20 protein-coding genes are annotated in these 24,032 nt (G+C 50.2%); 19 read left to right on the forward strand and 1 reads right to left on the reverse strand.

The features are described 5' to 3' along the window. Positions 1-16: 16 nt before the first annotated feature. Positions 17-568: a riboflavin biosynthesis intermediates N-glycosidase gene (locus EL268_RS07185; RefSeq protein WP_106655523.1), complete on the forward strand. Its 552-nt coding sequence runs from the start codon at positions 17-19 to the stop codon at positions 566-568. Further along, a complete protein-coding gene (locus EL268_RS07190) occupies positions 565-1,377 on the forward strand; it encodes a metallophosphoesterase family protein (RefSeq protein ID WP_106655524.1) in 813 nt (270 codons plus the stop codon). Before EL268_RS07185 ends, EL268_RS07190 begins: the two co-directional genes overlap by 4 nt. 82 nt (positions 1,378-1,459) lie before the next feature. On the opposite strand, the gene EL268_RS07195 is transcribed toward EL268_RS07190, so the two are convergent. Continuing rightward, a complete protein-coding gene (locus EL268_RS07195) occupies positions 1,460-1,780 on the reverse strand; it encodes a hypothetical protein (protein ID WP_232030288.1) in 321 nt (106 codons plus the stop codon). Positions 1,781-1,993: 213 nt separating this feature from the next. Here EL268_RS07195 and EL268_RS07200 point away from each other — a divergent pair, with 213 nt between their 5' ends. From EL268_RS07200 to EL268_RS07285, 17 genes are all read left to right on the forward strand, one after another. Then, complete coding sequence (locus tag EL268_RS07200) at positions 1,994-2,716, forward strand: amino acid ABC transporter ATP-binding protein (protein ID WP_106655525.1); 723 nt, start codon at positions 1,994-1,996, stop codon at positions 2,714-2,716. 42 nt (positions 2,717-2,758) lie between these two features. Beyond that, on the forward strand, positions 2,759-3,571 hold the full coding sequence (locus EL268_RS07205; protein ID WP_106655526.1) for an ABC transporter substrate-binding protein: 813 nt from the start codon (positions 2,759-2,761) through the stop codon (positions 3,569-3,571). A gap of 64 nt (positions 3,572-3,635) precedes the next feature. Beyond that, the gene (locus EL268_RS07210) at positions 3,636-4,325 is read left to right on the forward strand and encodes an amino acid ABC transporter permease (protein ID WP_106655527.1); all 690 of its coding nucleotides are present in this window, start codon (positions 3,636-3,638) and stop codon (positions 4,323-4,325) included. A gap of 27 nt (positions 4,326-4,352) precedes the next feature. Next, positions 4,353-5,084, forward strand: coding sequence for an IclR family transcriptional regulator (locus EL268_RS07215; RefSeq protein ID WP_106655528.1), 732 nt, complete (start codon positions 4,353-4,355; stop codon positions 5,082-5,084). Positions 5,085-5,214: 130 nt separating this feature from the next. Beyond that, positions 5,215-6,264 (forward strand): ornithine cyclodeaminase family protein, encoded by a 1,050-nt coding sequence (locus EL268_RS07220; RefSeq protein WP_106655529.1) that lies wholly within the window; start codon positions 5,215-5,217, stop codon positions 6,262-6,264. 35 nt (positions 6,265-6,299) lie between these two features. Next, on the forward strand, positions 6,300-7,421 hold the full coding sequence (locus EL268_RS07225) for an aminotransferase (RefSeq protein ID WP_106655530.1): 1,122 nt from the start codon (positions 6,300-6,302) through the stop codon (positions 7,419-7,421). 101 nt (positions 7,422-7,522) lie between these two features. Continuing rightward, the gene (locus EL268_RS07230) at positions 7,523-8,938 is read left to right on the forward strand and encodes a YfcC family protein (RefSeq protein ID WP_106655531.1); all 1,416 of its coding nucleotides are present in this window, start codon (positions 7,523-7,525) and stop codon (positions 8,936-8,938) included. A 16-nt stretch (positions 8,939-8,954) separates the two neighbouring features. Beyond that, positions 8,955-10,100 (forward strand): M20 metallopeptidase family protein, encoded by a 1,146-nt coding sequence (locus tag EL268_RS07235; RefSeq protein WP_106655532.1) that lies wholly within the window; start codon positions 8,955-8,957, stop codon positions 10,098-10,100. A gap of 16 nt (positions 10,101-10,116) precedes the next feature. Beyond that, the gene (locus EL268_RS07240) at positions 10,117-11,085 is read left to right on the forward strand and encodes a threonine ammonia-lyase (protein WP_106655533.1); all 969 of its coding nucleotides are present in this window, start codon (positions 10,117-10,119) and stop codon (positions 11,083-11,085) included. Between the two features lie 129 nt (positions 11,086-11,214). Next, the gene (locus EL268_RS07245; RefSeq protein WP_106655534.1) at positions 11,215-12,096 is read left to right on the forward strand and encodes a LysR family transcriptional regulator; all 882 of its coding nucleotides are present in this window, start codon (positions 11,215-11,217) and stop codon (positions 12,094-12,096) included. A 320-nt stretch (positions 12,097-12,416) separates the two neighbouring features. Next, entirely contained in the window at positions 12,417-12,695 is a 279-nt protein-coding gene (locus EL268_RS07250) for a hypothetical protein (RefSeq protein ID WP_106655535.1), read from the forward strand. A gap of 781 nt (positions 12,696-13,476) precedes the next feature. After that, positions 13,477-14,655 carry an ROK family protein gene (locus EL268_RS07260; RefSeq protein ID WP_106655536.1) on the forward strand — a complete coding sequence of 393 codons (1,179 nt, stop codon included), beginning with the start codon at positions 13,477-13,479 and terminating at the stop codon, positions 14,653-14,655. Positions 14,656-14,679: 24 nt separating this feature from the next. Further along, positions 14,680-15,804 (forward strand): extracellular solute-binding protein, encoded by a 1,125-nt coding sequence (locus EL268_RS07265; protein WP_106655537.1) that lies wholly within the window; start codon positions 14,680-14,682, stop codon positions 15,802-15,804. A gap of 122 nt (positions 15,805-15,926) precedes the next feature. Continuing rightward, positions 15,927-17,003 (forward strand): ABC transporter ATP-binding protein, encoded by a 1,077-nt coding sequence (locus EL268_RS07270; RefSeq protein ID WP_106655538.1) that lies wholly within the window; start codon positions 15,927-15,929, stop codon positions 17,001-17,003. A 14-nt stretch (positions 17,004-17,017) separates the two neighbouring features. Beyond that, a complete protein-coding gene (locus tag EL268_RS07275; RefSeq protein ID WP_106655539.1) occupies positions 17,018-18,745 on the forward strand; it encodes an ABC transporter permease in 1,728 nt (575 codons plus the stop codon). Between the two features lie 53 nt (positions 18,746-18,798). Next, positions 18,799-21,318 (forward strand): NEW3 domain-containing protein, encoded by a 2,520-nt coding sequence (locus EL268_RS07280; RefSeq protein ID WP_373863422.1) that lies wholly within the window; start codon positions 18,799-18,801, stop codon positions 21,316-21,318. Positions 21,319-21,437: 119 nt separating this feature from the next. Further along, on the forward strand, positions 21,438-23,969 hold the full coding sequence (locus tag EL268_RS07285) for an NEW3 domain-containing protein (protein ID WP_106655541.1): 2,532 nt from the start codon (positions 21,438-21,440) through the stop codon (positions 23,967-23,969). Positions 23,970-24,032 lie beyond the last annotated feature (63 nt).

Raw genomic sequence — 24,032 nt, forward strand, 5'->3', positions numbered from 1 at the left:
AGACGGGGATAACACGATGGAGCGTATACATGACGTCCAAACCTTAATTAAAGAATCGCAAAAGAGCAGAGTGAAATACTTGTTCTTTTGGGGACATACACAGAAGGAGCCAGGCACTATCGATAAATCCTGCTTCAGCCAATGGTATCCGGCCGCTTTTGTAGAGGATGGCATCACGTACCTGACCGCAGAGCATTACATGATGGCGAAAAAGGCAGAACTGTTCGACGATCTTGCCATCCGTGATGAAATACTCAGGAAAAGCCATCCAAAACAAGCGAAGGAATTGGGACGAAAGGTTCATGCCTTTGACGAGGCGGTGTGGAATGCGAACAAGACGGCGATCGTTCACCAGGCAAACCTATTAAAATTCAGCCAGCATGCCGATTTGAAAGCATACCTCTTGGACACAGGTGACCGCATTATTGTCGAAGCGAGTCCGTATGATCGGATTTGGGGAATCGGAATGGCCCAAGATCATCCACATGCGGAACAGCCCGAAAAGTGGCGGGGAGAAAATTTGCTCGGTTTTGCATTGATGGCAGTCAGGGAGCAACTTCGTTCGTGATCCGGATTGCCAAAATCGGAGAAGAACCCGTCGAGCAGGTTCCCTATCTAGCAGCGGGTACTAATGGCAAAGGTGTTGTTCTGAACAGGCTGCCCATCTTTTTTGGGGAAATGGAGAATATTCCTGATGCTTATGATGCGATGATCATTACTTCCGATCTGCAAGGGGTGATAGAGTCTGTGAACGGGCAGCAGGTACTGCTTGGCGAAGCGTTGCCAGAGATGGTTTCACTGTTACTCCAAATCGAAAAGCCATCTATTCGACGGGAACGCGTTCTGGTCTTGCTATGCGGAGACTTGTATGCCGACCCATGGAAACGAGGAAGCAGCGGTGATCCCTCACCCGTATGGCAGGCTTTTCGACGCGAGTTTGGAATTGTGGTCGGGGTTGTTGGCAATCACGATTTGTTTGACTCGGGTTCAATCGTACAGCTTCAAGGAATGACAGGTATCACCATCATCAATGATCCTGAAATGGTGCAAGTCTGTCAGCTCCGTATTGCGGGCTTGGGCGGAATCGTCGGACGTGCGGATAAACCGAATCGCAGGGAAAGGAAGGAGTTCCTGAAAGGATTGCGGGAGCTGCTTCAGAAGCAGCCTGACATTTTGTTGCTCCATCAAGGACCGGATGAGCCTTCATTGGACCTGCAAGGCTTGTCTGAAATTCGTGAATGCTTGCAGCAGCATCCTCCCGTACTCGTCTGCTGTGGGCATGTACACTGGGAGCGGTCTTGGATTGAGCTTGCCCAAGGAACACAAGTGTTGAACGCGGATGGGAAGCTATTTGTCTTTACACGAAAAAGTGGTTGAGCAGACGTTGCGCTGCTAACCACTTTTTTTCTATCTACTGAACGGAAAACGCACGTTTCACCTGATCAAGCGACATGACCATTTACTCATACAGCTTGCCCTCCAGCGGCTGTTGGCGAGGGGGACGCTTCGTCGTCGATGAGAACTCCTCTACGATGTAATTTCCTGTCCAAGAGGGAGGAATGGTAAAGGTAAATGTCTCGATGATCGGGATCGGCACCGTGAACTGATTGTTTATGGTTCGACCTTTGATCTCATCGGTTGTCGGTCTTTTGACTTCCGGATCAGGGTCAGATGGAGTTGTTTGCTGTCGCGGTGGTGCCGCTTGTGGACCTGGGAGCGAACAGGCGGAGAGCAGAAAAATGAGGATGAGTCCTACATAGAAGTACGTTGCTACTTTCATCACGGTCCTCCTTGATGTATAAAACACTCCCGTATATTCATTCCACGCAAGGAGGAAAACTATTCCATAGTCCTATCGTGAATATTTATTCAATAAAACATATTTTTCTTGAATATCAGAAAATATATAATTATAATTTAAATCAGAAATCATTTCCGGTATTCGGAAAAACTAATACGCAATTCATCCGGGAGATAAATGGGGGATAGCAGGATGATTGAGGTTAAGCAGCTTGTCAAATCTTTTGGCCCGTTAACCGTGTTGAAGGGCGTTACGCTCACGGTGGAAGAAAAGGAAGTTGTCGTCTTGCTTGGAGCCAGTGGTTCAGGCAAAAGTACTTTGCTTCGATGTTTGAATTTTCTGGAATTTTATGACAGCGGAGAGATTCGAATCGGCGGTCAGCAGATTGATCCACACAAGACGAATCTGAATCAGTTCCGCGCCGAAGTCGGCATGGTTTTTCAGCACTTCAATCTGTTTCCGCACAAGACCGTTTTGGAAAACTTGATCGAGGCCCCTGTTCACGTCAAAGGGATGAATGCAGCAGAAGCCAAACAATTGGCGTACGAGCTCCTGAAAAAAGTGAATATGCAGGATAAGGCCGATGTCTACCCGGACATGCTCTCCGGTGGACAAAAGCAGCGGGTTGCCATCGCCCGGGCGCTTGCAATGAAACCGAAAATCATGCTATTTGATGAGCCTACCTCTGCACTCGATCCCGAGCTCGTCGGTGAAGTGCTACAGGTCATGAAGCAGCTCGCCAAAGAAGGAATGACGATGATTGTCGTGACACATGAAATGGGATTCGCTCGTGAAGTAGCAGATCGGGCGGTGTTCATGCACGATGGGCAAATCCTGGAGCAAGGACCGCCGAGTGAATTCTTTGAAAACCCGCAGCATGAGCGCACCAAGCAGTTTTTAGGCAGCATCCGCTAAACCATTCACTATATAAAGAGAATAAAACAGGGGGAATCACCAATGAAAAAACGTGCAAAATGGTCCGGAATTTTGTTGTCCACTGTTCTAGTAGGCTCGTTGTTGCTCTCTGCTTGTGGATCACAGGAAAGTGCACCGGCAGCAGGTGGACAAGCTTCTGGGGATAGTGGAAAGAAAGATTTTACGTACGCGATGAGTGGCGTGTACAAGCCGTTTAGCTTCAAGGAAAACGGACAACTGACTGGCTTTGATGTAGAGATCGGACAAGCGCTGGCAGAAAAAATGGGCATGAACGCAGTACCGATCACCAACCCATTCGAAACAATCATCCCCGGTCTGGACGCGAAAAAATACGACGCTGTCATCGGGAGCTTGACTGTCACACCTGAACGTCAAAAAGCAGTTTTGTTCACCAATCCCTATTACCGATCCGGTTCGCAAATTTTCGTGCAAGAGGGCAATACAGCGATCAAGAGCAAAGAAGATTTGAAGGGCAAGAAGATCGGCGTCGTGAAAGCATCCAACTACTTGGATTGGGCGAAAAAGCTGACCGATGAAGACAAAATCACGCAGTATGATAGCGATATCACCGCTTTGCTCGACCTGCCGACAGGACGACTCGATGCAGTGATTACGGATCAGGTAGTAGGCTTGCGGTTCATTAAAGAAGGCGGCGGAAAAGTGATTGATGTAGGCGAACCGCTCAGCTTTGACGAGCAAGCAATCGCTGTGCGCTTGGGTGACCAGGAGGCTGTTGATCGGATCAACAAGGCGCTGGACGAGATCGTCAAGGACGGCACGTATGAGAAGATCAGCCAAAAATGGTTTGGTCGCAATATCCTGCAAAAACAGTGAGTGGGCAACGGGGTGTCCGTGATGGACGCCCCACTTTTAACGCTTCATGTGAGGAGGATTGAACGTGATTGTTGATATTTTTTTATCCAGTTATCCCCTTTTTCTAAAAGCGACATGGCTCACGGTTCAATTGACCGCAGTTGCTCTGATGCTCGGTTGTGTGGTAGGTCTTGTCATTGCCTTTTTCCGGATATCCGATTCTAAAGTATTGAACTACATCGCACACGTGTACATTACCGTCATTCGCGGAACGCCATTGATCGTACAAATTTGTATTCTGTACTTCGGCTTGGCGAATATGGTCACGCTGTCACAGTTTTGGGCAGGGGCCATCGCGCTGGCCGTTCATAACGGCGCGTATATTGCAGAAATCTTCCGAGGCGCCATCCAGTCAATCGATCGCGGGCAGATGGAGGCTTCCCGATCACTCGGCATGTCGTATCCGTTGGCGATGCGCAGAATTATTTTGCCGCAGGCGTTCCGGCGGGCAATCCCATCGCTTGGCAATCAGTTTATTATCGGGTTGAAGGATTCATCGCTGGTCGCTTACGTAGGGATGCAGGATTTATGGGGAACGGGTCTCGGTGAAGCAGCTTCCAATTACAAGCAGCTGGAGACGTACATGGTGGTAGGTTTGTACTATCTCGTGCTGATCATGATCTTCTCGTATTTCGTGAACAAGCTGGAAGCAAGGCTTGCCAGAGGAAAAGCCCCCAATAAACAAACGAAAGATAACACGAGTGTTGCAGCGTAACTTTTTGTCATGGAGGACGAAAGAAGGATGGTTCAATCAGTCGAACGGGCGATGAAAATTATTCGGGTACTGATTTCAGACGAAAAACATGCTTGGCCGATTTCGGAGCTGGCGAGCGCAACGGGTCTACCAATCAGTACGCTCCACCGTTTTCTCGAATCCATGATCCAGTTCGGATTGGTTGAGCAAGACCCAGTCACCAAGCATTACAAGCCGGGATATACATGGATGGAAATCGGTTTTATCCTGCATGAAAAGTTAAACCTGCGAGCTGTGGCGCGACCTTTCATGGAGGAGCTGGCGAACGAAGTCGAGGAGAGCATTTTCCTTAACGTCTTGGCTGGTGCGGATTCGATGCCGATCGAAAAAGTAGAAAGTCCACTGAAAATACGCATAGACGAGAACCTGGGGGAGCGGATTCCTCTCACAATCGGCGCCCCTAGCAAAATCATTCTCGCGTATTTGAAGAAAGATGCGATTACGAAAGTCGTTTCCGCCCAGCTTGCGCGAGACAAGCAGCCGTCATTTTTGGAGCAGCTGAGTGAAGCCAAGAAAAGTGGCTATGCGATCAGCTACGAGGAGAAGACGGAAGGCACCATGGCAGTCGCCGCTCCGATCATCGGCTACGGAAATCAACTCGTCGGAGCGCTCTCGATCAATGCCCCGTGCTTTCGGGTGACAGAGAATCGATTGCCCCTACTCATCGAAAAAGTAAAGCGCCAAGCCGCGACGATTTCGGCAAGAATCGGCGGAGCATAAGCAAACCCTCCATTCCAGCATCTGTTGGTGGAGGGTTTGCTTTTTTTAATATTAACCATTGGATCTTTCAATTTTTTCGCCCTGAAAAACTGTGTTAGTGTAATAGAAACAGTGGGGAGGGAAGATAGACATGTTTCCATTTCGCGTCATTAATCAGGAAACCACGGAAGATGTGCTGGATATGGCCAGCGTGATTGAAGTGGTTGAGCAAGCCTATCAAATGAAATCGAGTCAGCAGGCGACGTTGTTTCCGCTCATTTTTCATGAGTTCGTAGAGGGTAGAGCCGACATGGATATCAAATCTGGTCATTTGCCGCAAGCCGATATATTTGGACTCAAGCTCGTCTCGTGGTTCGGTGACAATGAGAAGAAAGGTCTGCCACAGTTAGTCGGAACTGTGATGGTCTTGGACAGCCAAACCGGCGTACCACAGGGAATTTTGAGTGGAGAGCACATTACTTGCATGCGAACGGGAGCCGCAGGCGGAATCGGTGCTAAATATTTGGCTCGCCCTGAATCAGAGAACCTGCTGATTGTAGGGACGGGGCATCAGGCTCCTTTTCAAATCATGGCGACCTTGATGACGATGAAGCAGATCAAGCAGGTTTACATTTGCAATCCGCGGTCCGCAGAAAAGGCGCAAAGCTTTGCCGCCCAAATCAAAGATAAGTTGATAACCAAATTCGTCTCCAAGTATGCAGGAGAAGAGTACGAGCGGTATGCCAGCCGTTGTGACGTGGAGTTCATCGCGGTGGACAATCTCGAAGTAGCAACAAGGCAAGCAGACATCATCATCACGGCAACCCCTTCACGCGAACCGATGATCCAAGCGGAGTGGGTGAAACCGGGTACGCATATCACCTGCATCGGGGCAGACATGGAAGGAAAACAGGAAATCGATGAACGGCTTTTTGCAAAAGCGCGCGTCTTTGTGGATGATATCGGGCAGGCAGTACGCGTGGGAGAGACAAAGGTAGCTGTAAAAAAAGGTTTGATAGCAGAGAGCGATATTGAAGCGGAAATCGGCAATGTTATCCTCGGACTTGCAGATGGAAGACAGAGCATCGAAGAGATTACGATTTTTGATAGTACGGGTATTGCGATCCAGGATTTGCTGACGGCTAACCACATTTTGAAAGAAGCAGATAAGCGCGGCGTAGGTACGATTGTCGATCTGTAGGAAAGAAAAACTAGAACAAAGGAGAGGAACGACCCGTGAGAATTGCACCTTTTAAAGTAGAGGAATGGATGAATGCCTACGAGATGGAGGCTGTTTACAATATTGCCGAAACATGCGTCGATTCGCTGACGGTAGAAGAGTTGATCCGCCTTTCCGATGAGCCGGAAGACTTTTTCCGCGAGATGGCCCAAAAGAAGCTGACGTACGGTCATATCGAGGGTTCGCCGGAATTCCGCAGCCTTGTCGCGAGTATGTATCAAACGATGCAGCCGGAAAACATTTTGGCGATGAACGGGGCGATCGGAGCAAATTTTCTCACCTTGTTCTCGCTCGTCGCGCCTGGAGACGAAGTGATTGCCGTTCATCCGACGTATCAGCAAATTTATTCAGTTCCGGAGTCGTTCGGAGCGCGGGTCAAGCTGCTCAAACTTTTGCCGGAAAATGATTTTCTGCCTGATCTGGATGAGCTGCGCTCGCTCGTTACAGACAAGACTAAGCTGATCTGTATCAACAATCCGAACAATCCATCTGGAGCTTTGATGGGGGAAGGGTTGCTGCGAGAAATCGTAGAGATTGCCCGCTCCGTTGATGCCTACTTGCTGTGTGACGAGGTGTATCGAAATTTGCACCAAGACCCGGAGGTGGTGGTACCATCTATAGTCGACTTGTACGAAAAAGGGATTGCGACAAGCAGCATGTCCAAAGTGTTTTCATTGGCGGGCTTGCGTCTGGGATGGATTGCAGCGCCTCAGGATGTGATCAAAAGCTGCTTCCAGCACCGCGATTACACCACGATCAGCTGCGGAATGCTGGATGACATGCTGGCTGTCCATGCACTGAAAAACCGCGACAAGATTATGGAGCGCAATCTGAAGATCGTGCGGGACAATCTGGAGATTCTCGATGAGTGGGTGGCGAAGGAGCCGTTGGTCTCTTACGTCAAGCCGCAGGCAGGAACAACCGCGATGCTTAAGTACGAGCTGGATATCCCTTCGGAAGCGTTTTGTATCGACTTGTTTAAAACAACGGGGGCGTTTTTGACACCTGGCAGCTGCTTTGACATGGAAGGGTGGGTACGAATCGGGTACGCCTGCTCGACAGACGTGCTTCAAGCTGGTCTGGCAAAAGTATCGGAGTTTTTGGAGTCACGCAAATAACGAATGAAGCAGGGGAGGGAGACTCTCTTCAATGAGAGCAGAGGGAGACTCCCCCTAGGCTTCTGGCATTTCTTATCACGATACCGAACTGGGGGGATATCATGAGTCAGCCTAATGTAGATTGGCAGCCGAAAAAACAGAAGAAGCTGTGGGAAGTCAATGTGTTTGCGTTACTTTTTGCCGTGATTGCGATCGCAGTCATCCTGACGTATATTTTGCCTGCCGGAGAATACGGACGGGTCGAGGTAAACGGTAGAAGCGTCATTGATCCGGGGTCGTTTCAGTGGATCGAATCCTCTCCAGTCAAGCCGCTCGGGCTGGTCAACAGCGTGCATACCGGTTTGGTGGAAGCCTCAGGCATTATCTTTTTTGTATTGATAATTGGCGGAACATTCGGTATTTTAACGGCGACTGGCGCGATTGAAGCGCTCATAGTCACACTATCCCGTCTACTCAGGAATCAAGAGAAGTGGCTGATTCCCATCATGATGCTGTTTTTTGCGGCAGGAGGCTCGCTCATGGGCATGGCTGAAGAAACATTGCCCTACATCGCAATCATGATTCCGCTGGCGATTGCCCTTGGTTTTGATGCAATGACTGGCGCTGCCATTGTGCTGGTAGGAGCGTCGGTCGGATTTACATCTGCACTAATGAATCCGTTTACAGTGGGGGTTGCCCAAGGCATCGCCGAGCTTCCCACTTTTTCGGGAATGGGTTATCGAATTGCTGTTTTTGTCGTGATGTACTTCGTATCGACTGCATTCGTCCTGCGGTATGCGTCGAAAGTCAAAAAAGACCGTTCGCTGGGCTTCTTCGGATTGTTCGAAGGGAAAAACACGGCTGAGCTTTTGCGTGAAGATTTGAAGTTGACGGCGAGGCATAAAGGAATTTTGGCTTGCTTTGTTCTCAACTTTGTCGTGTTGGTCTTTGGTGTCATTCAATATGGCTGGTATCTAACCGAGCTATCCGGAATCTTTCTGCTGCTGGGAATCATCATCGCAATCGTGGGAAGACTCGGCATCAACGAAATGGTAGACAACTTCATGAAAGGTGCTGCTGGCCTGATAGCCGGGGCCTTGGTCATTGGAGTTGCACGGGCGGTTGTTGTAGTGCTTAATGACGGCCATATTCTCGATACGATTCTTTACTATTCGGCTGGCCTCTTGAATCAATTGCCTGGTGCTCTTACAGCGTTTGGCATGATCGTCCTCCAAACCGTGATCAGCTTTATTGTTCCGTCCGGAAGTGGAATGGCTGCATTGACCATGCCAATCATGGCGCCTTTGGCAGAATTAGTTGGCGTCACGCGTCAAACCGCGGTTCTTGCCTATCAGTTCGGGGATGGCATATCCAATATCTTCATTCCGACCTCCGGCTATTTCATGGCTGGTTTGGCTTTGGCTGGCATCCCGTGGTTGCGCTGGATGAAATGGATTATGCCGCTGATTCTGATGCAGTACGTGATTGCGACAGTCGCAGTCGTCGTCGCGCATCTGATTGGTTATGGACCATATTGACGGGAGGAGATTATGAATGGCACTTTGCACACCAACGCTTGCCCAATGGGCCATCAGTGAAAGGCGATACTTGCATCAATACCCAGAGCTGTCTGGTCAGGAGTATCAGACAGCGGCCTATGTTCGGAAGTATTTGCAGGAATGGAAAATGGAACTGCTCCCATGTGAGCCGCCGAATGTGGTCGGCATTTTGCGGGGGACGGATGGCAAGAAAACCATTGCGTTACGGGCGGATATGGATGCACTACCGATCGTTGAAGAGGGAGAGAAGCCTTATCTCTCGAAAAATGAAGGTGTCGCTCATGTATGCGGTCACGATGGACATACGGCCATTTTGCTAGCAGCAGCCAAATGGCTCTCGGAAAACCGCGCAGACGTAGCACCAAATGTGCTTTTTCTATTTCAATCCTCAGAAGAAATGCTTCCTAGTGGAGCGCAAGCTATCGTCCGTCAAGGTGTGATTGATGATGTGGACGCTGTCTTTGGGCTGCATCTCTGGCAGCCTCTTGAGAAAGGAAAGATCGGAATCAGTACAGGCGCGATGATGGCGTCTGCTGATGACCTGCGCATCGTCATAACCGGACGTGGAGGACACGGCTCGATGCCGCACGAAACCGTCGATCCGATCTATGTGGCAAGTCAGGTGATTAACGCGATCCAAGCAATCGTGGGTCGCTGCGTCAACCCAATCGAACCTGCGGTCATTTCCATCTGTCGGATGGAAGCTGGCTCGACCTATAACATCATTCCGAATCAGGCTGTATTATACGGAACGCTACGGGCGCAGTCGGAAAAGACAAGGCAGCTCTTGGCTCGCGAGCTGAAGCAGAAGATTGAGGCATTGTGTTCGGCATGGGGCGCGGATGGTGAAGTCATCGTGGATTGGGGGACACCACCTGTTGTCAACGATGAGTCTATGAGCCGATTCGTTGCTGACGTTGTAACTGATATATTTGGTGAGAGTTCTCTTGCTTATGTGGAGCCGGTTATGGGGGGCGAGGACTTTTCTTACTATTTGGAACGCAAGCCTGGCAGTTTTATTTTTATAGGAATGCATGGAGAAAAGAGCAGCTATCCCCACCATCATCCGCGTTTTGACATTGATGAGGATGTCATTCCGACCGCTGTTGAACTATTGATTCAATTAGTGAAAAGATTTTAACAAGGAGGAGTAGTTCATGTCGTTGTCCGTATCCTTTCTCGATATTGTAAAAGCTCACAAGAATCTAAAGGGGCAGGTTATTCATACCCCGTTACTATCATCACCCGCGCTGTCTGCCATCGCAAATGCAGATGTCTGGATGAAGCTGGAGTGCCATCAGAAAACAGGCTCATTCAAGGCGCGCGGCGCGCTTAATAAAATCGCATCCTTGACGAATGAGGAGCTAGCTCGGGGCGTTATTACGGCTTCAGCAGGCAACCATGCGCAAGGGGTCGCATATGCGGCTTCGCTTCGAGGTGTGTCGGCCTTGATTGTCGTGCCAAAAACGGCGCCGGAGACCAAAAAAGCGGGGATCAAGCGCTACGGTGCGGAGTTGGTCGTGTATGGAGACAGCTATGATGACGCAGAAAGTCACGCCTATGAACTGGCGAAAGAAACTGGGCGCACATTCGTCCATGCCTTTGAAGACAACGAGATCATAGCAGGGCAGGGAACGGCAGCCCTGGAAGCTCTTTTGGAAGAGCCGGATTTTGACGTCATTCTCGTACCTGCTGGTGGTGGCGGGTTAATTTGCGGGGTGGCCCTCGCAGCAAAGGCAATCAATCCGGATGTACAGGTGATTGGGATTCAGACACATGCGTCTCCGCCATGGTACTACTCGTTCCGTGAAAAGCGGTTGGCTGATGTGGTATACAGTGATTCGCTCGCAGACGGTCTTCATGGGGGAATTACACAAGGGAATCTGGACTTGGCCCTGCTGATCGTCGATGACTTCCTGATCGTAGAGGAAGAACATGTTGCCCAAGCCATGAGCTGGCTGGCAAAGGAGCATCATCTGATGGTGGAAGGCTCAGGCGCGGTCGGTGTTGCTGCTCTCATGCAAGGAACTGTACCCGAACTGGCAGGGAAAAAGGTGCTGACGATTGTAAGCGGCAGTAATGTAGATGCTGGCAAGCTGGCGGGGATCATAGGGAAGCACGCATAGGATATCGGTTGAACATAGAGCCACTCTCGGCTACACTTTTTCTAACAAAGGTTGTTCAAAAAGCCGACTTTTTGAACACGCACTTGCACGAAGAAATGGTGTCGTTCGGTGAGGAGTGGAAAATCAACCATGGAGTTACGCAATCTGAAGACATTTCAGGTCGTTGCCGAGCATTTGAACTTGACGAAGGCTGCGGAGCAACTCGGATACAGCCAGCCTACGATTACGCTCCAGATTCAAGCGTTGGAGCGGGAGCTGGGTCATCCTTTGCTCAATCGGGTAGGCAAGCGCACGTTTTTGACACCGGCCGGAAAAATAGTGAAGCAGCATACGGATCAGCTTTTCTACGTTTTGCAGCACATGGCGGAAGGGCTCAATCACTTAGACATGCCTGTAGGTCCGCTGATTGTGGCGGCTCCAGAGTTTTATTGCATCCAATACATGCCCCAAATTTTGAAAGCGTACGTGGAGACTCATCCGCAGGTCAATCTGCAGGTGATTTCTTGCACCAGTCAGGAGGCATTGAAAAAAATCCAAGCCCACGAAGCGGATATTGGGATCATTGCGGGCACCACCGCACAACCAGGTATTCATTCCAGCGTCGTGGACTTGGAACAATTCACCTTGATCGCTTCTCCTGATTTGATGAAGGAAAAAACACTGGCAGACGCACTCGTGACCTTCCCTTTTTTGTCCTATCAGGAGGGGTGCAATCTCGATGAATTTATTACCCAATGCCTGTTGGAGTTAAACTACATCCCGCCCTCTGTCATAAAATGCAGCAGCGAAGAAACAATCAAACGATCCGTCCTGAATCAAACGGGTATAGCATTGCTCAGTAAGGTTCTGGTGGAAAAAGAGCTGCGAACAGGCGAACTGATCGAGCTGTACCGCTTTTCCAAGAAAGCTGAAACATCGCTGGTCAGTCTGGAGCGCCGACGAGAAGAACCTGCAATCCAAAGCTTCATGGAACTGGTCAAAGACGTATGGTTATCCGTAAGAGAAGAGTAAGAGTAATGGCAAGGGGCTGTCTAAGAAGTCCCTCAAAAGTAAAGAAGCTGGGAAAAAGGTTTCGTTTTTATTGGTTCACAGAAAGTGGCTAGGCGGATGCCCGCTACTTTCAACAAGTTATGTGCGATTACCAGAATTCCGAACTCGACATGGGGGCAAATTATCTCTTGGAGACAATAGTTTTCTTCTTGCACCTCTAGAGCAAAACGGTTTTTTTGTGCTTACTTTTTGGACAGCCCCCCTTCCCATTTCGTTTTTGTGTGGAACGGATATGATATTGTAAAATGACAGAAGGTAAGAGAAATAGGAGATGACAACAAATGAGTAAGCAAGTAAACGAAAACGAACTCGTTTTGCATGTAGCTACCAAAACAAAAGTAGACCCGCAAAAAATCATGATCGTACTCAAGCATGAGCAAGCGTACATGAACAGTGCGAAGGCAGATGCAAAAGGTGATGTCGACGTTGATTTTGATGATCTCGTGGATTACGTCATGGGTAAGTCAGATGTGAAACTGGATGAGATCACCGTCGAGAAGATCCTGGATGTAGAGATGGAATACTTGATTAAAAAAGGAGTCGCTGGATACATAGACTAATAGAGGACGTCTGGTTATCAGGAAAAGAAGAGTAGTGTTCCAAGCACATTTCCCCTGTAGAGGGTGATGTGCTTTTTTTATTCTTTTTGAAAAACCACAACACAAAAGGGTAATCAGTGGCTGCGGTGGGGAGAAGAATATTTCCAGTCTAGGCTCAGTGCTCCGTCCCTCGGGGAAGCATGGACTGCACGCTCCGAAGAGATTCGCGGGGAAACGCAAAAGTGGTAGCCGCTACGTCGCATGAGCACGGTTGCGTTTCTTTTACCCGCTAATCCCTATTCCGCTCGGTAGGACTCCACAAGTCGCTACGTCTGGAAATATTCTTCTCTGGCGTATCTGATTACGTACTTCGTTCTTTTCAAGCTTTTAAAAAACGAATAACTTTAACAGCTCGTAGAGGAAACAGGAGAAATAAGCGAAGATCTTTGGTACACCGACCGAGACGGAATGCAAAAAGCGAAACACGCTCTTAAGCGTCCACCTCTGAAACACATCCTGAATGGACCACTTTGGACGCGGTTTCGCTTTTTGCATGGAGTCGGGCAGTGAATCCCCCAGCGGGTGGGACAAGAAGCTGAGCGTTTTCTCCTGTTTCCTCCCCACCACAACAGCTTAACGACTGCGTTTTTAGTATTTTTTAACAAGGTATATACATACTAAAAATCCAAAAAATATCTGAAAGACAAATGTAAATTGTTTGACTATTGGTAGTTGCCGTGTCTATAATTTGGTTATCTTTGTTAGTAATGTTAACTAACTGTGTGGCGGTGATCGATGAAGCGTGCAAGCTCCCAAAAAAACAGGTAACAGCAAACTCGTGAAAAAACTGAATAAAGAAGAAGTATTGCAGCAGGTCGTCTTGCACGGGCAGATTTCCCGCGCGGATATCTCCAAACAGACACAGCTCAGCCGACCATGTGTTTCCGCTCTCGTAGATGAAATGATCCAGGAAGGACTCCTGCAAGAAGTAGGAATGGGCGATTCCAAAGGCGGCCGCAAGCCGATTTTGTTGGAGTACAACTATCAGGCGTACGCCATTGCCGGAGCAATTTTTGAAGGATCTACCCTGGATATGGCCATCGCGGATATGAAAGGCGAGTTCTTGGCTCGCTGTCGAAAACGGCTGGCACAACCAGCGAATGGCGAAACCGTCATCGAAGATTTGGCAGCTGGACTGGATCGCTTGCTGCGTGAAAGTGGCATCCCGCGAGAGCGCCTGCTCGGCATGGGCGTCGGCTTGCAGGGGGTCACACAGCGTGGCAGTGGAACCGTCAGCTTTTCACCCAGCACGGGGTGGATGGGTTCACCGATTCAGCAGACCATCGAAGTGCGACTCGGACTGCCCGTCATTATCGACAATGACGTGAATATGATGACACTGGGCGAGTACGTCCGTGGAGCAGGGGTCGGCCATACCAACGTCGTCTACATGTACGTAGGAACGGGGATTGGGGCCGGGATCATTTTGGATGGACAGTTTTATCGGGGGAGTCGTGAGGCAGCAGGAGAAATCGGCTTCATGATGATCGGCCCGGTACATAATCGCCCGAATGGCGCGTCAGGGGTGTTTGAGACGCATTATTCGATTCCGGGCATCCAAGAGCAGGCTAAGGGATTTCTCTCTGACCTTCAGGAAGGGTCGAGTGTCATAGAAGAGCTGATCCGGCACGCCAAACATAATCCAGAAGCAAAGGAGCTTCTTGCAGATGTGTATCGACATTGGGCGTACGGAATGGCGAACATCATCAGTATTTTGAACCCGGAAATATTGATCCTGAGCGGGGAGATGGTCCACGTCGATGGTGAAGGGGTGAAGCAAATTCACGAATGGCTGAGAGAATGGGTGCCTGAGGTGCCTAATCTTGAAAAAGCGAGTCTGGGGGAGCGAGCTGGTTTGATTGGCGCTGTCCATAGTGTTTTGGAAGCGTTTCCTTTCACAAGACTGCTTGACAAAGAGTGAGAAGAACAAGAGGGGGAGTTCGTTTTGAAGAAGACAACTAGCAAGCTGAAAACATGGATGAAGGGCGTTTTTGTCAGCTCCTTGGCTCTGACTGTGGCTGCGTGCGGCAGTGGAGGACAGGAAGCAAAGCCTGCCGACAACAGCGCAGGCGGTCAATCAGGCACGGCTGCTCAACCTGCTGATTCATCGGGTGACCCGCAAAGACTGGTGATTTACACCGGACGGGACAAAAACATTTTTGAAATCGTGTTGCCAAAATTCAATGAAAAGTACCCGAACATTGAAGTGGAAACACTCGAGATGGGTGCCCAACAAATTTTGGAGCGCGTTCGTGCAGAGAAGGCGAACCCGCAAGCTGACTTCTGGTGGGGCGGTACACAATCTGCTCTAGCGACAGCAGCCAATGAAGATCTGCTGGAGCCTTACAAGCCGACGTTTGCTGACAAGGTTCCGGATTTGTACAAAGATCCGCAAGATCGCTGGTACGGCGAAATGCTTTTGCCAGAGGTCATCATGTACAACTCGCAGGTGCTGAAGCCGGAAGAAGCACCGCAAGATTGGGACGAATTGATCGATCCGAAATTCAAAGACAAGATCGTGATCCGAAACGTACTGCCGTCCGGCACAATGCGTACCATTTATTCCGCAATGATCTTCCGTCAAGGGGCGGATACTCCTGAAAAAGGTTATGAATGGCTGACCAAGCTCGATGCCAATACAAAAGAGTACACACAAGACCCGACAAACCTGTATTTGAAGATGGATCGTCAAGAGGGCGTCATCTCCTTGTGGAACCTCCAAGACGTTCTGATCCAAAGCAAAAAGAACAACCATCCGTATGACTTCATTTATCCGAAGAGCGGAGCACCGATTCTCGTAGACGGCGTGGCTTTGGTAAAAGGCGCGAAAAACCTGGATGCAGCGAAAAAGTTCATGGAATTCTTGATGAGTCCTGAAATGGCTGCCCAATTGGCGAAGGAGCGCTTCCAATTCCCATCTCGTACAGACATCAGCAAGGACGAACTGCCAGACTTCATGAAAAATCTCGAGCTGAAGCCAATGGAACTCGATTGGGCTGTCATGGCTGAAAAAGAAAAAGAGTGGATGCAGCATTGGGATGAAAACATCAAGGGGAAAGGCAAGAAGTAAGGAAGGGTTTTCGAAGCAGCTAGGCGGGAAGGCGTTGTCCTTTCCGTCTAGTCACTTATAGAAGTTGTTTTTATACGGACGCAGCTTGAAATGACTTGCGATGAAGGAGGAAACACAACCCGATGAGCAGCGTAACACTTGATCACGTTCACAAAAGGTTTGGCCAAGCAAAAGGGGTCGAAGATGTTCACATTCATATCGAATCAGGAGAGTTTTTTACTTTTCTCGGTCCGAGTGGCTGCGGCAAAACGACTACCCTGCGCATGATTGCCGGCTTTTATTATCCAACGGAAGGCCATATCCGCTTTGGATCACAGGAGGTTACATCTCTTCCTCCCCATAAGCGCAATACCGGGATGGTATTCCAAAACTACGCGTTGTTCCCGCACATGACTGTTTTTGAAAATATCGCGTTTGGCTTGCAGGTTCGGAAAGTGAACAAAACAGATGCAAAAGAGCGCGTAGAACGGATCATGAAGCTGGTGCGTCTGGAAGGCTATGGCGAACGCCGCATAGATCAGCTTTCTGGGGGACAACAGCAACGGGTAGCACTGGCACGGGCGCTGGTCATCGAGCCGCAGATTCTGCTGTTGGATGAGCCGCTGTCCAATCTGGATGCGAAGCTTCGTGAAGAGACGCGTTTCGAGATCAAGAGACTCCAGCTGGAGCTGGGGATTACGACGATTTACGTTACACACGATCAGGCGGAAGCGATGTCGATGTCAGACCGGATTATGGTCATGCAGAGCGGAGAAGTGCAGCAGATCGGTACACCTCATGAGATTTACCATCGTCCTGTAAACCGTTTTGTCGCTTCTTTTATCGGCGAGACGAATCTGTGGGAAGGGACAGTTACAGGGTTTGACGGCGATGAAGTGCTGGTTCGCACGGCTTCTGGACAAATGCTCAGCGGATTTAAGCAAAATGCTTCGCCGCGTGCACAGCTGTCAGTCGGGGAGAAAGTGACAATGTCCATTCGTCCTGAATCCGTTTTGGAGAGCACAAGCAGCGAAGGACAAAATGTAGTGACAGGCTCTGTTGTCATGTCTGAATTTACAGGGGCGTGTGTCAATTACGTCACGGAAGTAGGAACGGAGAGCCTGCGCAGCATGTCCATCAACCTGGGACGACCGATTAAACAACGCGGCGATGCCATCGGCCTACATATTCCGAAAGAGAGCATTTATTTTGCCGGATAAGGGGGAAGAAGCTTTTGAGAGCAGAGTTGCAGCAAGCGCCGACAGCAGCCAGACGAAAGTCCATCACCGCTTCACCCGCCTTCGTCTACGTGCTGGTATCGCCACTCTTTTTAATATTGTTGGCTTATGTCATTTATCCATTGTTCGAAACGTTCGTTGCGAGTATCAAAATCGATGAAGAAATCACGTGGAAAAACTACATTCGCTTCTTCAGCCTCGAGCATACCGCCAATCTGGAAGCGTTGTGGAACAGTATCTACATATCGGTTCTGAGTGTCATTACATGCGGAATTGTCGGGGTTGCGATGGCGTTTTTATTGGAGCGCTATGAGTTTCCAGGGCGAAAAATCCTTTCTGTGCTGGCTTTGGTTCCGATGGCGTTGCCTCCACTTATTGGCGTTCTCTCGTTTACCTTTTTGTACGGGGAGAGCGGAATCATTCCACGAGCGATCAAAGAGCTGTTCGGGCTTGCCCAGGTTCCTTTCTCGTTAAAAGGAATTTGGGGTGTGGTCGTCGTTCATACATTTACGATGTACACTTACTTCTTCATGACAGCTACAGCAGCAATCAAGGGACTCGACCCGTCCTTGGAAGAGGCGGCAGCCAGTCTCGGAGCGAATCGCTTTACTGTTTGGCGGCGCATTATTTTGCCGATGCTCACGCCAGCGATGGTCGCGTCTTCTCTGTTGGTTTTCATGATTTCGATGGCTTCTTATACGGCACCACTCATTTTCGGAATTGACCGGACGATGACGATGCAAATCTATCTGTCTCGCACCAATGGAGATTTGGACATGGCTGCGACACAGTCTACGATTCTTTCGATTGTTTCTGTTGCCTTTCTTTTGATCATGCGTTGGTATCAAGGCGCGCGCAACTACCAGAACTTGAGCAAAGGGGTCAGCGTGCACCGTACCGAGATCAAGAGCAAGGCGGGACGCTACACCACGATTGTGCTGTCTTTTATCGGTACAGTCATTCTGATGCTGCCAATTCTCGTATTGGTACTCATCTCCTTCTCGGTGGATGGTACCTGGACGGTGCAAATATTACCTCCGGAGTATACCTTGTCGCATTACATGGATCTGTTCACGGATAGCAAGACGTGGCGTCCGATTCTCAACAGCTTGCAGTTGTCTGCTATCGCGGTAATCGGGATCGTCATTTTCGGTGTAGCTGCGGCTTATGCCATGGTTCGCCTCAAGTTTCGTGGGAAAACGCTTCTTGATGTGTTGATCATGCTGCCATGGGCATTGCCAGGGACAGTTGTTGCGATCAACCTGATTGCAGCGTTCAGCGAACCGAATGCATTCAGCTTTGGGCAGGTTTTGATCGGAACATTCTGGATTATCCCGTTGGCGTATTTTGTCCGACATCTGCCACTTGTGTTTCGCTCTACCAATGCGACTTTGATGCAGATGGACCCATCTGTCGAGGAGGCTGCGCGGAATCTGGGGGCTTCCTGGTGGTACAGCTTCAGACGTGTCGTGTTTCCGATGGCTTGGGGGGGAATTCTTGCAGGTACGCTTTTGGCATTCGTTCAGTGTATCGGGGAGTTCGTGGCTTCGATTCTGATCTTTACACCGAAGACAACGCCATTGTCTGTCGCGGTATTCCAACGCATGTACAGTAATGAGTTCGGCACCGCTTGCGCCTATGGAGTCTTGCAAATCGTGGTCATCATCATCGTGTTGTTCATCTCCAGAAAACTGACCGGAGATAAAGCGGGGACTGCCGTGTAAAGCTGGATGCCTTCGTGAAAAAGGAGGAGCTTCTCGTGGATGTCAGTGAATCGATGGACAAGAAATCACCGATGGTGGAGCCGACCAAACTGCCCTGCCCGCCAATTCCCGCATCTGTTCGCACCATGCAGGGGGAGCACGGACTGCTCGATCTGTGGAAAGTAATTAAGCCACTCGCTACCATTGCCAGTGCCATGAACACAGGTGCCCATCCGGACGTTGAGCATAGTGCCATGCTTGCTTACTTGGCGCTGGGGAGAGGCGTGTATACCACGAGTGTGATCGCGACAAGAGGGGAAGGCGGCCAAAACGAAATCGGCTGCGAGCAAGGCACAGCGCTGGGGATTATCCGTACGCGCGAGCTGGAAGAAGCCTCATCTCTCAGCAATGTGACGCTTGGCATCTTAAGCGAAGAGCTGGATGATCCCATCCATGATTTCGGGTTCTCCAAATGCGCCGAAGAAACCTTCCGCAAATGGGGCGAAGAGGTCGTGTACGAGCGATTGATTCGAAAAATCAGGGAGCTGCGCCCCGATGTCGTCATCGCTTGCTTTGAAAATGAACCGACGACACACGGACATCACCGGGCGATTACGTTACTGACACAGCGAGCTTTCCACGAGGCAGCCGATCCACAGATCTTTCCTGCGCATAGACAGGCTGGACTTTTGCCATGGCAAATGAAAAAGCTGTATTTGCCTATCATGGACAACGATGATTATCACGTCGCTGTACCCGTGGGGGAATACGACCAAATCTACGGCTCATCCTATGTGCAGCTTGGTGAGCGATCGAGGTTTATGCATAAGACACAGGGCATGGGTGTCCATTACGACGAAGGCCCGACCTACAATTACTACCGCTTGGATGCATCTGTTTCCCCGGCACCGGAAAAAGAGCGCGACTTTTTTTCCGGACTGCCCGTCAGTTTTGCTGATCTGGCGCAGAGCATCGCTGCAAAAGGCGGGCAAGAACTCGCCAAAGTGCTTCACCGTATGCACGATGCGGCTACAGATGTATTGAATGCCTACCCGCGTTTTGCTGAGGTGGCACAAAGGGTTCACCGCATGAAGGCTTTGCTTGCGACTGCCCAACAAGAAGTACGCAAGGCTTCACTCGATGAAGAAACAAAGATTGATTTGATGTATCGACTAGGACTCAAGGAAGCGCAGCTAAACCGTGCCAGTGCCGAGGCTCTGTCGTTGGTCGTGAAAATCAAGCCGGAGACAGGGGAGTGGGTGGCAGGCCAGACGACAACGGTTACCGTAACGGCTTACAACGGCGGCTCGCTTGAGGTTGAACATGTGCAGCTGCGTATGCGTGTCCCTGCTGGATGGACGGCGAAACCGCTCACGCCAACGGCTTTTCCACGACTTGCTTACAATCAGACGGTGTGCACGGTATTTGAGGTATCGATTCCTGCACAGACAGAGCTGTTCCATCCTTACAAGCGTCCCGTGCTTGATGTCGAGGTGCTCTATTTCGCCTTCGAGACAGCCAGTACGATTCGCGTGGAGCCGGATAGCCGTGTAGCTGTGCTTCCGCCGTATGCCGTGACGCTGACACCGTCAGATGTGGTGCGAAACACGCTGCATACGGATGAGACAATCCCGGTTAAGGTAACACTGAAACAGTACCGTCCGGGAAGCTCTACTGCCAAGGTCGCTCTCGTTGTCCCGGCAGGCTGGAGGGCGGAGCCAGCCTTTGTCGATGTTCCGTTTTCTTTCCGCAGTGAGACGAAAACGATCGCTTTTACTGTTCATACTGCGCCCCAGGTGACGAATGGCAAATATCAGATCAGCGCTACGGTAGCAGGAACAGACGGTGTGACAGAGATCGCGCAAGATGTGCAGGTCATTGAATACCCGCATGTCGGCCGCACGTATTTCATCCGTCCCGCTACGCTGACTGTTCAAGCCTTTGACCTGGCCATCCCCAAAAATCAACGGATTGGCTACGTATCCAGCGGCTTTGACAATATGGATAAATACTTGCGCGCGGTCGGGGTGAATTGCCTCAATCTCGACGCAAACGAAATACAATCGGGCGATTTGTCCCGCTACGACACGATTGTCCTGGGTATTCGCGCATACGGATTTCGCCGTGAATTAATCGAGAGCAACCAGCGTCTTTTGCACTATGTAGAAAACGGCGGAAATCTCGTCGTTCAATATCACAAGCCGGAGGACAAATGGAAGCCGCACTTGGCACCATATCCCATTTTTATCGGCGAATCGCTGATCGATTGGCGCGTGACCAATGAGCAATCAGACGTCCGCATGCTGGCCCCTGACCATCCGATGTTCCAGGAGCCAAATGTGATTACCCAAGCAGACTGGGATGGATGGGTGCAGGAGCGCTCCATCTACAATCCTTCTCGCTGGGGAAGCGAGTATACCGAGCTGATTGCGACAAGTGATCCGGGAGAACCGGAGTTCCGCGGCATTTTTCTCACGGCGCACTATGGAAAAGGGACGTACACTTACAGCTCGCTTGCCTGGTTCCGCGAGATTCCACAGCTTGTCCCTGGCGCTTTTCGCTTGTTCGTCAACATGATCAGTCAGAAGCAGTAATGCCCCATCCACTCCGGGCCAACCGTGGGTCGATCCATGGCTACATCAATGAAATGCAAACGTACAGACCGCCATGATTGATATAGACATCAATCTGAATGGAATGGAGGAGTTGTTCATTGAGTAAGGGGAAACTTGCCAAGCTGTACACGATTGGGATCTCGACGGTGCTGGCCACGAGTCTGATTATGCCGGCAGCACCCGAGACCGCCCATGCAGACCGCGGGGTTGTCGACCTGTGGAAAGCCATCAAGCCGCTCACCACGATTGCCAGTGCGATGAACACCGGAGCACATCCGGACGATGAGCACAGTTCGATGCTCGCGTATTTGTCGCTTGGCAAAGGGGTGGACACATCCAGTGTCATTGCGAACCGAGGCGAGGGAGGACAGAACGAGATAGGCAGCGAGCTGGGTAATGCGCTGGGGATCATTCGAACCCGCGAATTGCAGGAAGCTTCCAAAATCACGAACATCCATCTGGAGAACCTCAGTGAAAAAATCGATGACCCTATTTTTGACTTCGGCTTTTCCAAAAGTCCGGATGAAACCCTGCAAAAATGGGGCGAGGATGTCGCGTACGAAAAGCTCATCCGCCATATCCGTACACTGAGGCCCGATGTCGTGATTCCCGCATTTTTGAACGAACCTTCGACTCACGGTCATCATCGCGCGATTAATGTCATTACGGTACGGGCTTTCAAGGATGCCGCAGATCCAAACATTTTTCCACAGCATGCAAAGGAAGGCTTGGCTCCTTGGCAGGTGAAGAAGCTGTATCTGCCTGCGAAGGAAAAGGATTACTCGGTCAAGGTGCCTGTTGGCGACTATGACGAAATTTATGGCGCCTCTTACGTCCAACTCGGCGAAGAATCCCGTTTCATGCACAAGAGCCAGGGCATGGGACGTCACTATGAGGAAGGGCCAAGCTTCAATTATTACAAGCTCGATCAAGCCATCGTAGAGACAAAAGACAAGGAAGCAGACTTTTTTGAGGGAATTGCCTATTCGTTTGACGATTTAGCCAAGGAAGTTGCCAGCCAATCTGGCGGGGAAAAAGTCGCAGGCGAACTGAAAAAGCTGCAAAAGGATGCCGCAGAGGTCATTGCTGCGTACCCAAGCTTTGCCTCCGTAGCCAAGGAAGCGCATGAGATGCTGGCGGATGTGGAAAAAGCGACGGCAGCAGTCGAAGCGTCCTCCTTGCCAACTGACACGAAAACAGACTTGCGCCACCGTTTGGGCGTGAAGAAATCCCAGCTGAACAAGGCTAGTGCCGAAGCGCTCTCACTTGTAACCAAAGTAAAGCCTGAGACAACCGAGCTGGTAGCAGGCCAAACAACAAAAGTAACGGTCACGGCTTACAACGGCGGCCAAGCAAAAGTCGGGAAGATCAACCTTGCGCTGAATGTGCCAAAAGGCTGGCAAGCTAAGCCGCAATCGACCACCAGCTTCTCATCGCTCGGCTACAATCAGACGGTGAAAACGACATTTGATGTCACAGTTCCTTCTGATGCCGCTCTGTTCCAACCGTATGCCGCTCCAGCCATTACGGCAGATGTCAGCTACAGCTTCGCAGGCTCGACGGCGAATAGTCATGTGACACCAGCAGATGCCATTGCAGTTCTTCCATCTTTTTCTATGGTGCTGAGTCCAAATGCGACGGTTTTGAATACGCAGAAGCCAGAGGAGCCAATCCCGGTCAAGGTTACGGTGAAAAACTACAATCCAGGTGCAGCGAAAACAACCATCTCTCTCGATGTACCAAAAGGCTGGAGCGTAGAACCACAAGCAGCACCGCTTGCCTTTGAAGCCAAGGGAGAAACGAAGTCGGTTGCCTTTACGGTCAAAGCAGACGCTTCGGTCCAACCGGATAAGTATACGGTGACAGCAGTAGCGTCGGGCAGTGGAAAAGAGAGCCGACACGGAGCCCAAGTCATCCGTTACCCGCATATCGGCACGACTTATTTCGTCCAACCAGCGACGCTTGCGATCCAGGCGTTTGACCTGAAGGTGCCGGAAGGATTGAAGGTCGGTTACGTATCCAGTGGCTTTGACAATATCGATCAGTATTTGTCCCAATTGGGAGTCGATGTGACCAATTTGTCGGCAAAAGACATCGAGTCTGGCGATCTGGATCAATACGATACAATCGTGCTGGGCATTCGCGCTTATGGTTTCCGACCTGAGCTGATTCCTTCGAATGCGCGCTTGCTGAAATACGTGGAAAACGGCGGAAATCTGGTCGTGCAATACCACAAGCCAGAGGATAAATGGAAGCCGGAACTGGCTCCTTATCCGATCAAAATCGGTGCTCCGCTGATTCAATGGCGTGTCACAGACGAAAACTCCAAAGTGACAGTATTAGCGCCTGATCATGCCTTGTTCCATTCACCAAACAAAATCACGGAGGAAGATTGGGACAACTGGATTCAGGATCGTTCCGCTTACAATCCATCTGAGTGGGGCAAGGAATACACAGAGCTAATCTCCAATGGAGACGAAGGAGAGAAGGAATTTACGGGGACGTACCTCACTGCCAAGTATGGAAAAGGAACGTATACCTACAGCTCGCTCGTATGGTATCGCGAAATTCCGTCACTCGTACCGGGTGCGATCCGATTGTTTGTCAACATGATCAGCCCACAGCAGTAATCATAGTAGAAGGGAAGGCGATCGTTCGACGGTCGCTTCCCTCCTAAAAAAGATCAGACGCAA

The sequence above is a fragment of the Brevibacillus brevis genome (assembly GCF_900637055.1).
GTDB classification, from domain to species: Bacteria; Bacillota; Bacilli; order Brevibacillales; family Brevibacillaceae; genus Brevibacillus; species Brevibacillus brevis.

Bases quoted from the DNA above. Each gene is read 5' to 3' on its own strand.
- EL268_RS07205 (WP_106655526.1), top strand. From the start codon at position 2,759: ATGAAAAAACGTGCAAAATGGTCCGGAATTTTGTTGTCCACTGTTCTA.
- EL268_RS07220 (WP_106655529.1), top strand. From the start codon at position 5,215: ATGTTTCCATTTCGCGTCATTAATCAGGAAACCACGGAAGATGTGCTG.
- EL268_RS07240 (WP_106655533.1), top strand. From the start codon at position 10,117: ATGTCGTTGTCCGTATCCTTTCTCGATATTGTAAAAGCTCACAAGAAT.
- EL268_RS07215 (WP_106655528.1), top strand. From the start codon at position 4,353: ATGGTTCAATCAGTCGAACGGGCGATGAAAATTATTCGGGTACTGATT.
- EL268_RS07195 (WP_232030288.1), bottom strand. From the start codon at position 1,780: ATGAAAGTAGCAACGTACTTCTATGTAGGACTCATCCTCATTTTTCTG.
- EL268_RS07245 (WP_106655534.1), top strand. From the start codon at position 11,215: ATGGAGTTACGCAATCTGAAGACATTTCAGGTCGTTGCCGAGCATTTG.
- EL268_RS07230 (WP_106655531.1), top strand. From the start codon at position 7,523: ATGAGTCAGCCTAATGTAGATTGGCAGCCGAAAAAACAGAAGAAGCTG.
- EL268_RS07200 (WP_106655525.1), top strand. From the start codon at position 1,994: ATGATTGAGGTTAAGCAGCTTGTCAAATCTTTTGGCCCGTTAACCGTG.
- EL268_RS07235 (WP_106655532.1), top strand. From the start codon at position 8,955: ATGGCACTTTGCACACCAACGCTTGCCCAATGGGCCATCAGTGAAAGG.
- EL268_RS07270 (WP_106655538.1), top strand. From the start codon at position 15,927: ATGAGCAGCGTAACACTTGATCACGTTCACAAAAGGTTTGGCCAAGCA.
- EL268_RS07250 (WP_106655535.1), top strand. From the start codon at position 12,417: ATGAGTAAGCAAGTAAACGAAAACGAACTCGTTTTGCATGTAGCTACC.
- EL268_RS07280 (WP_373863422.1), top strand. From the start codon at position 18,799: ATGGACAAGAAATCACCGATGGTGGAGCCGACCAAACTGCCCTGCCCG.
- EL268_RS07185 (WP_106655523.1), top strand. From the start codon at position 17: ATGGAGCGTATACATGACGTCCAAACCTTAATTAAAGAATCGCAAAAG.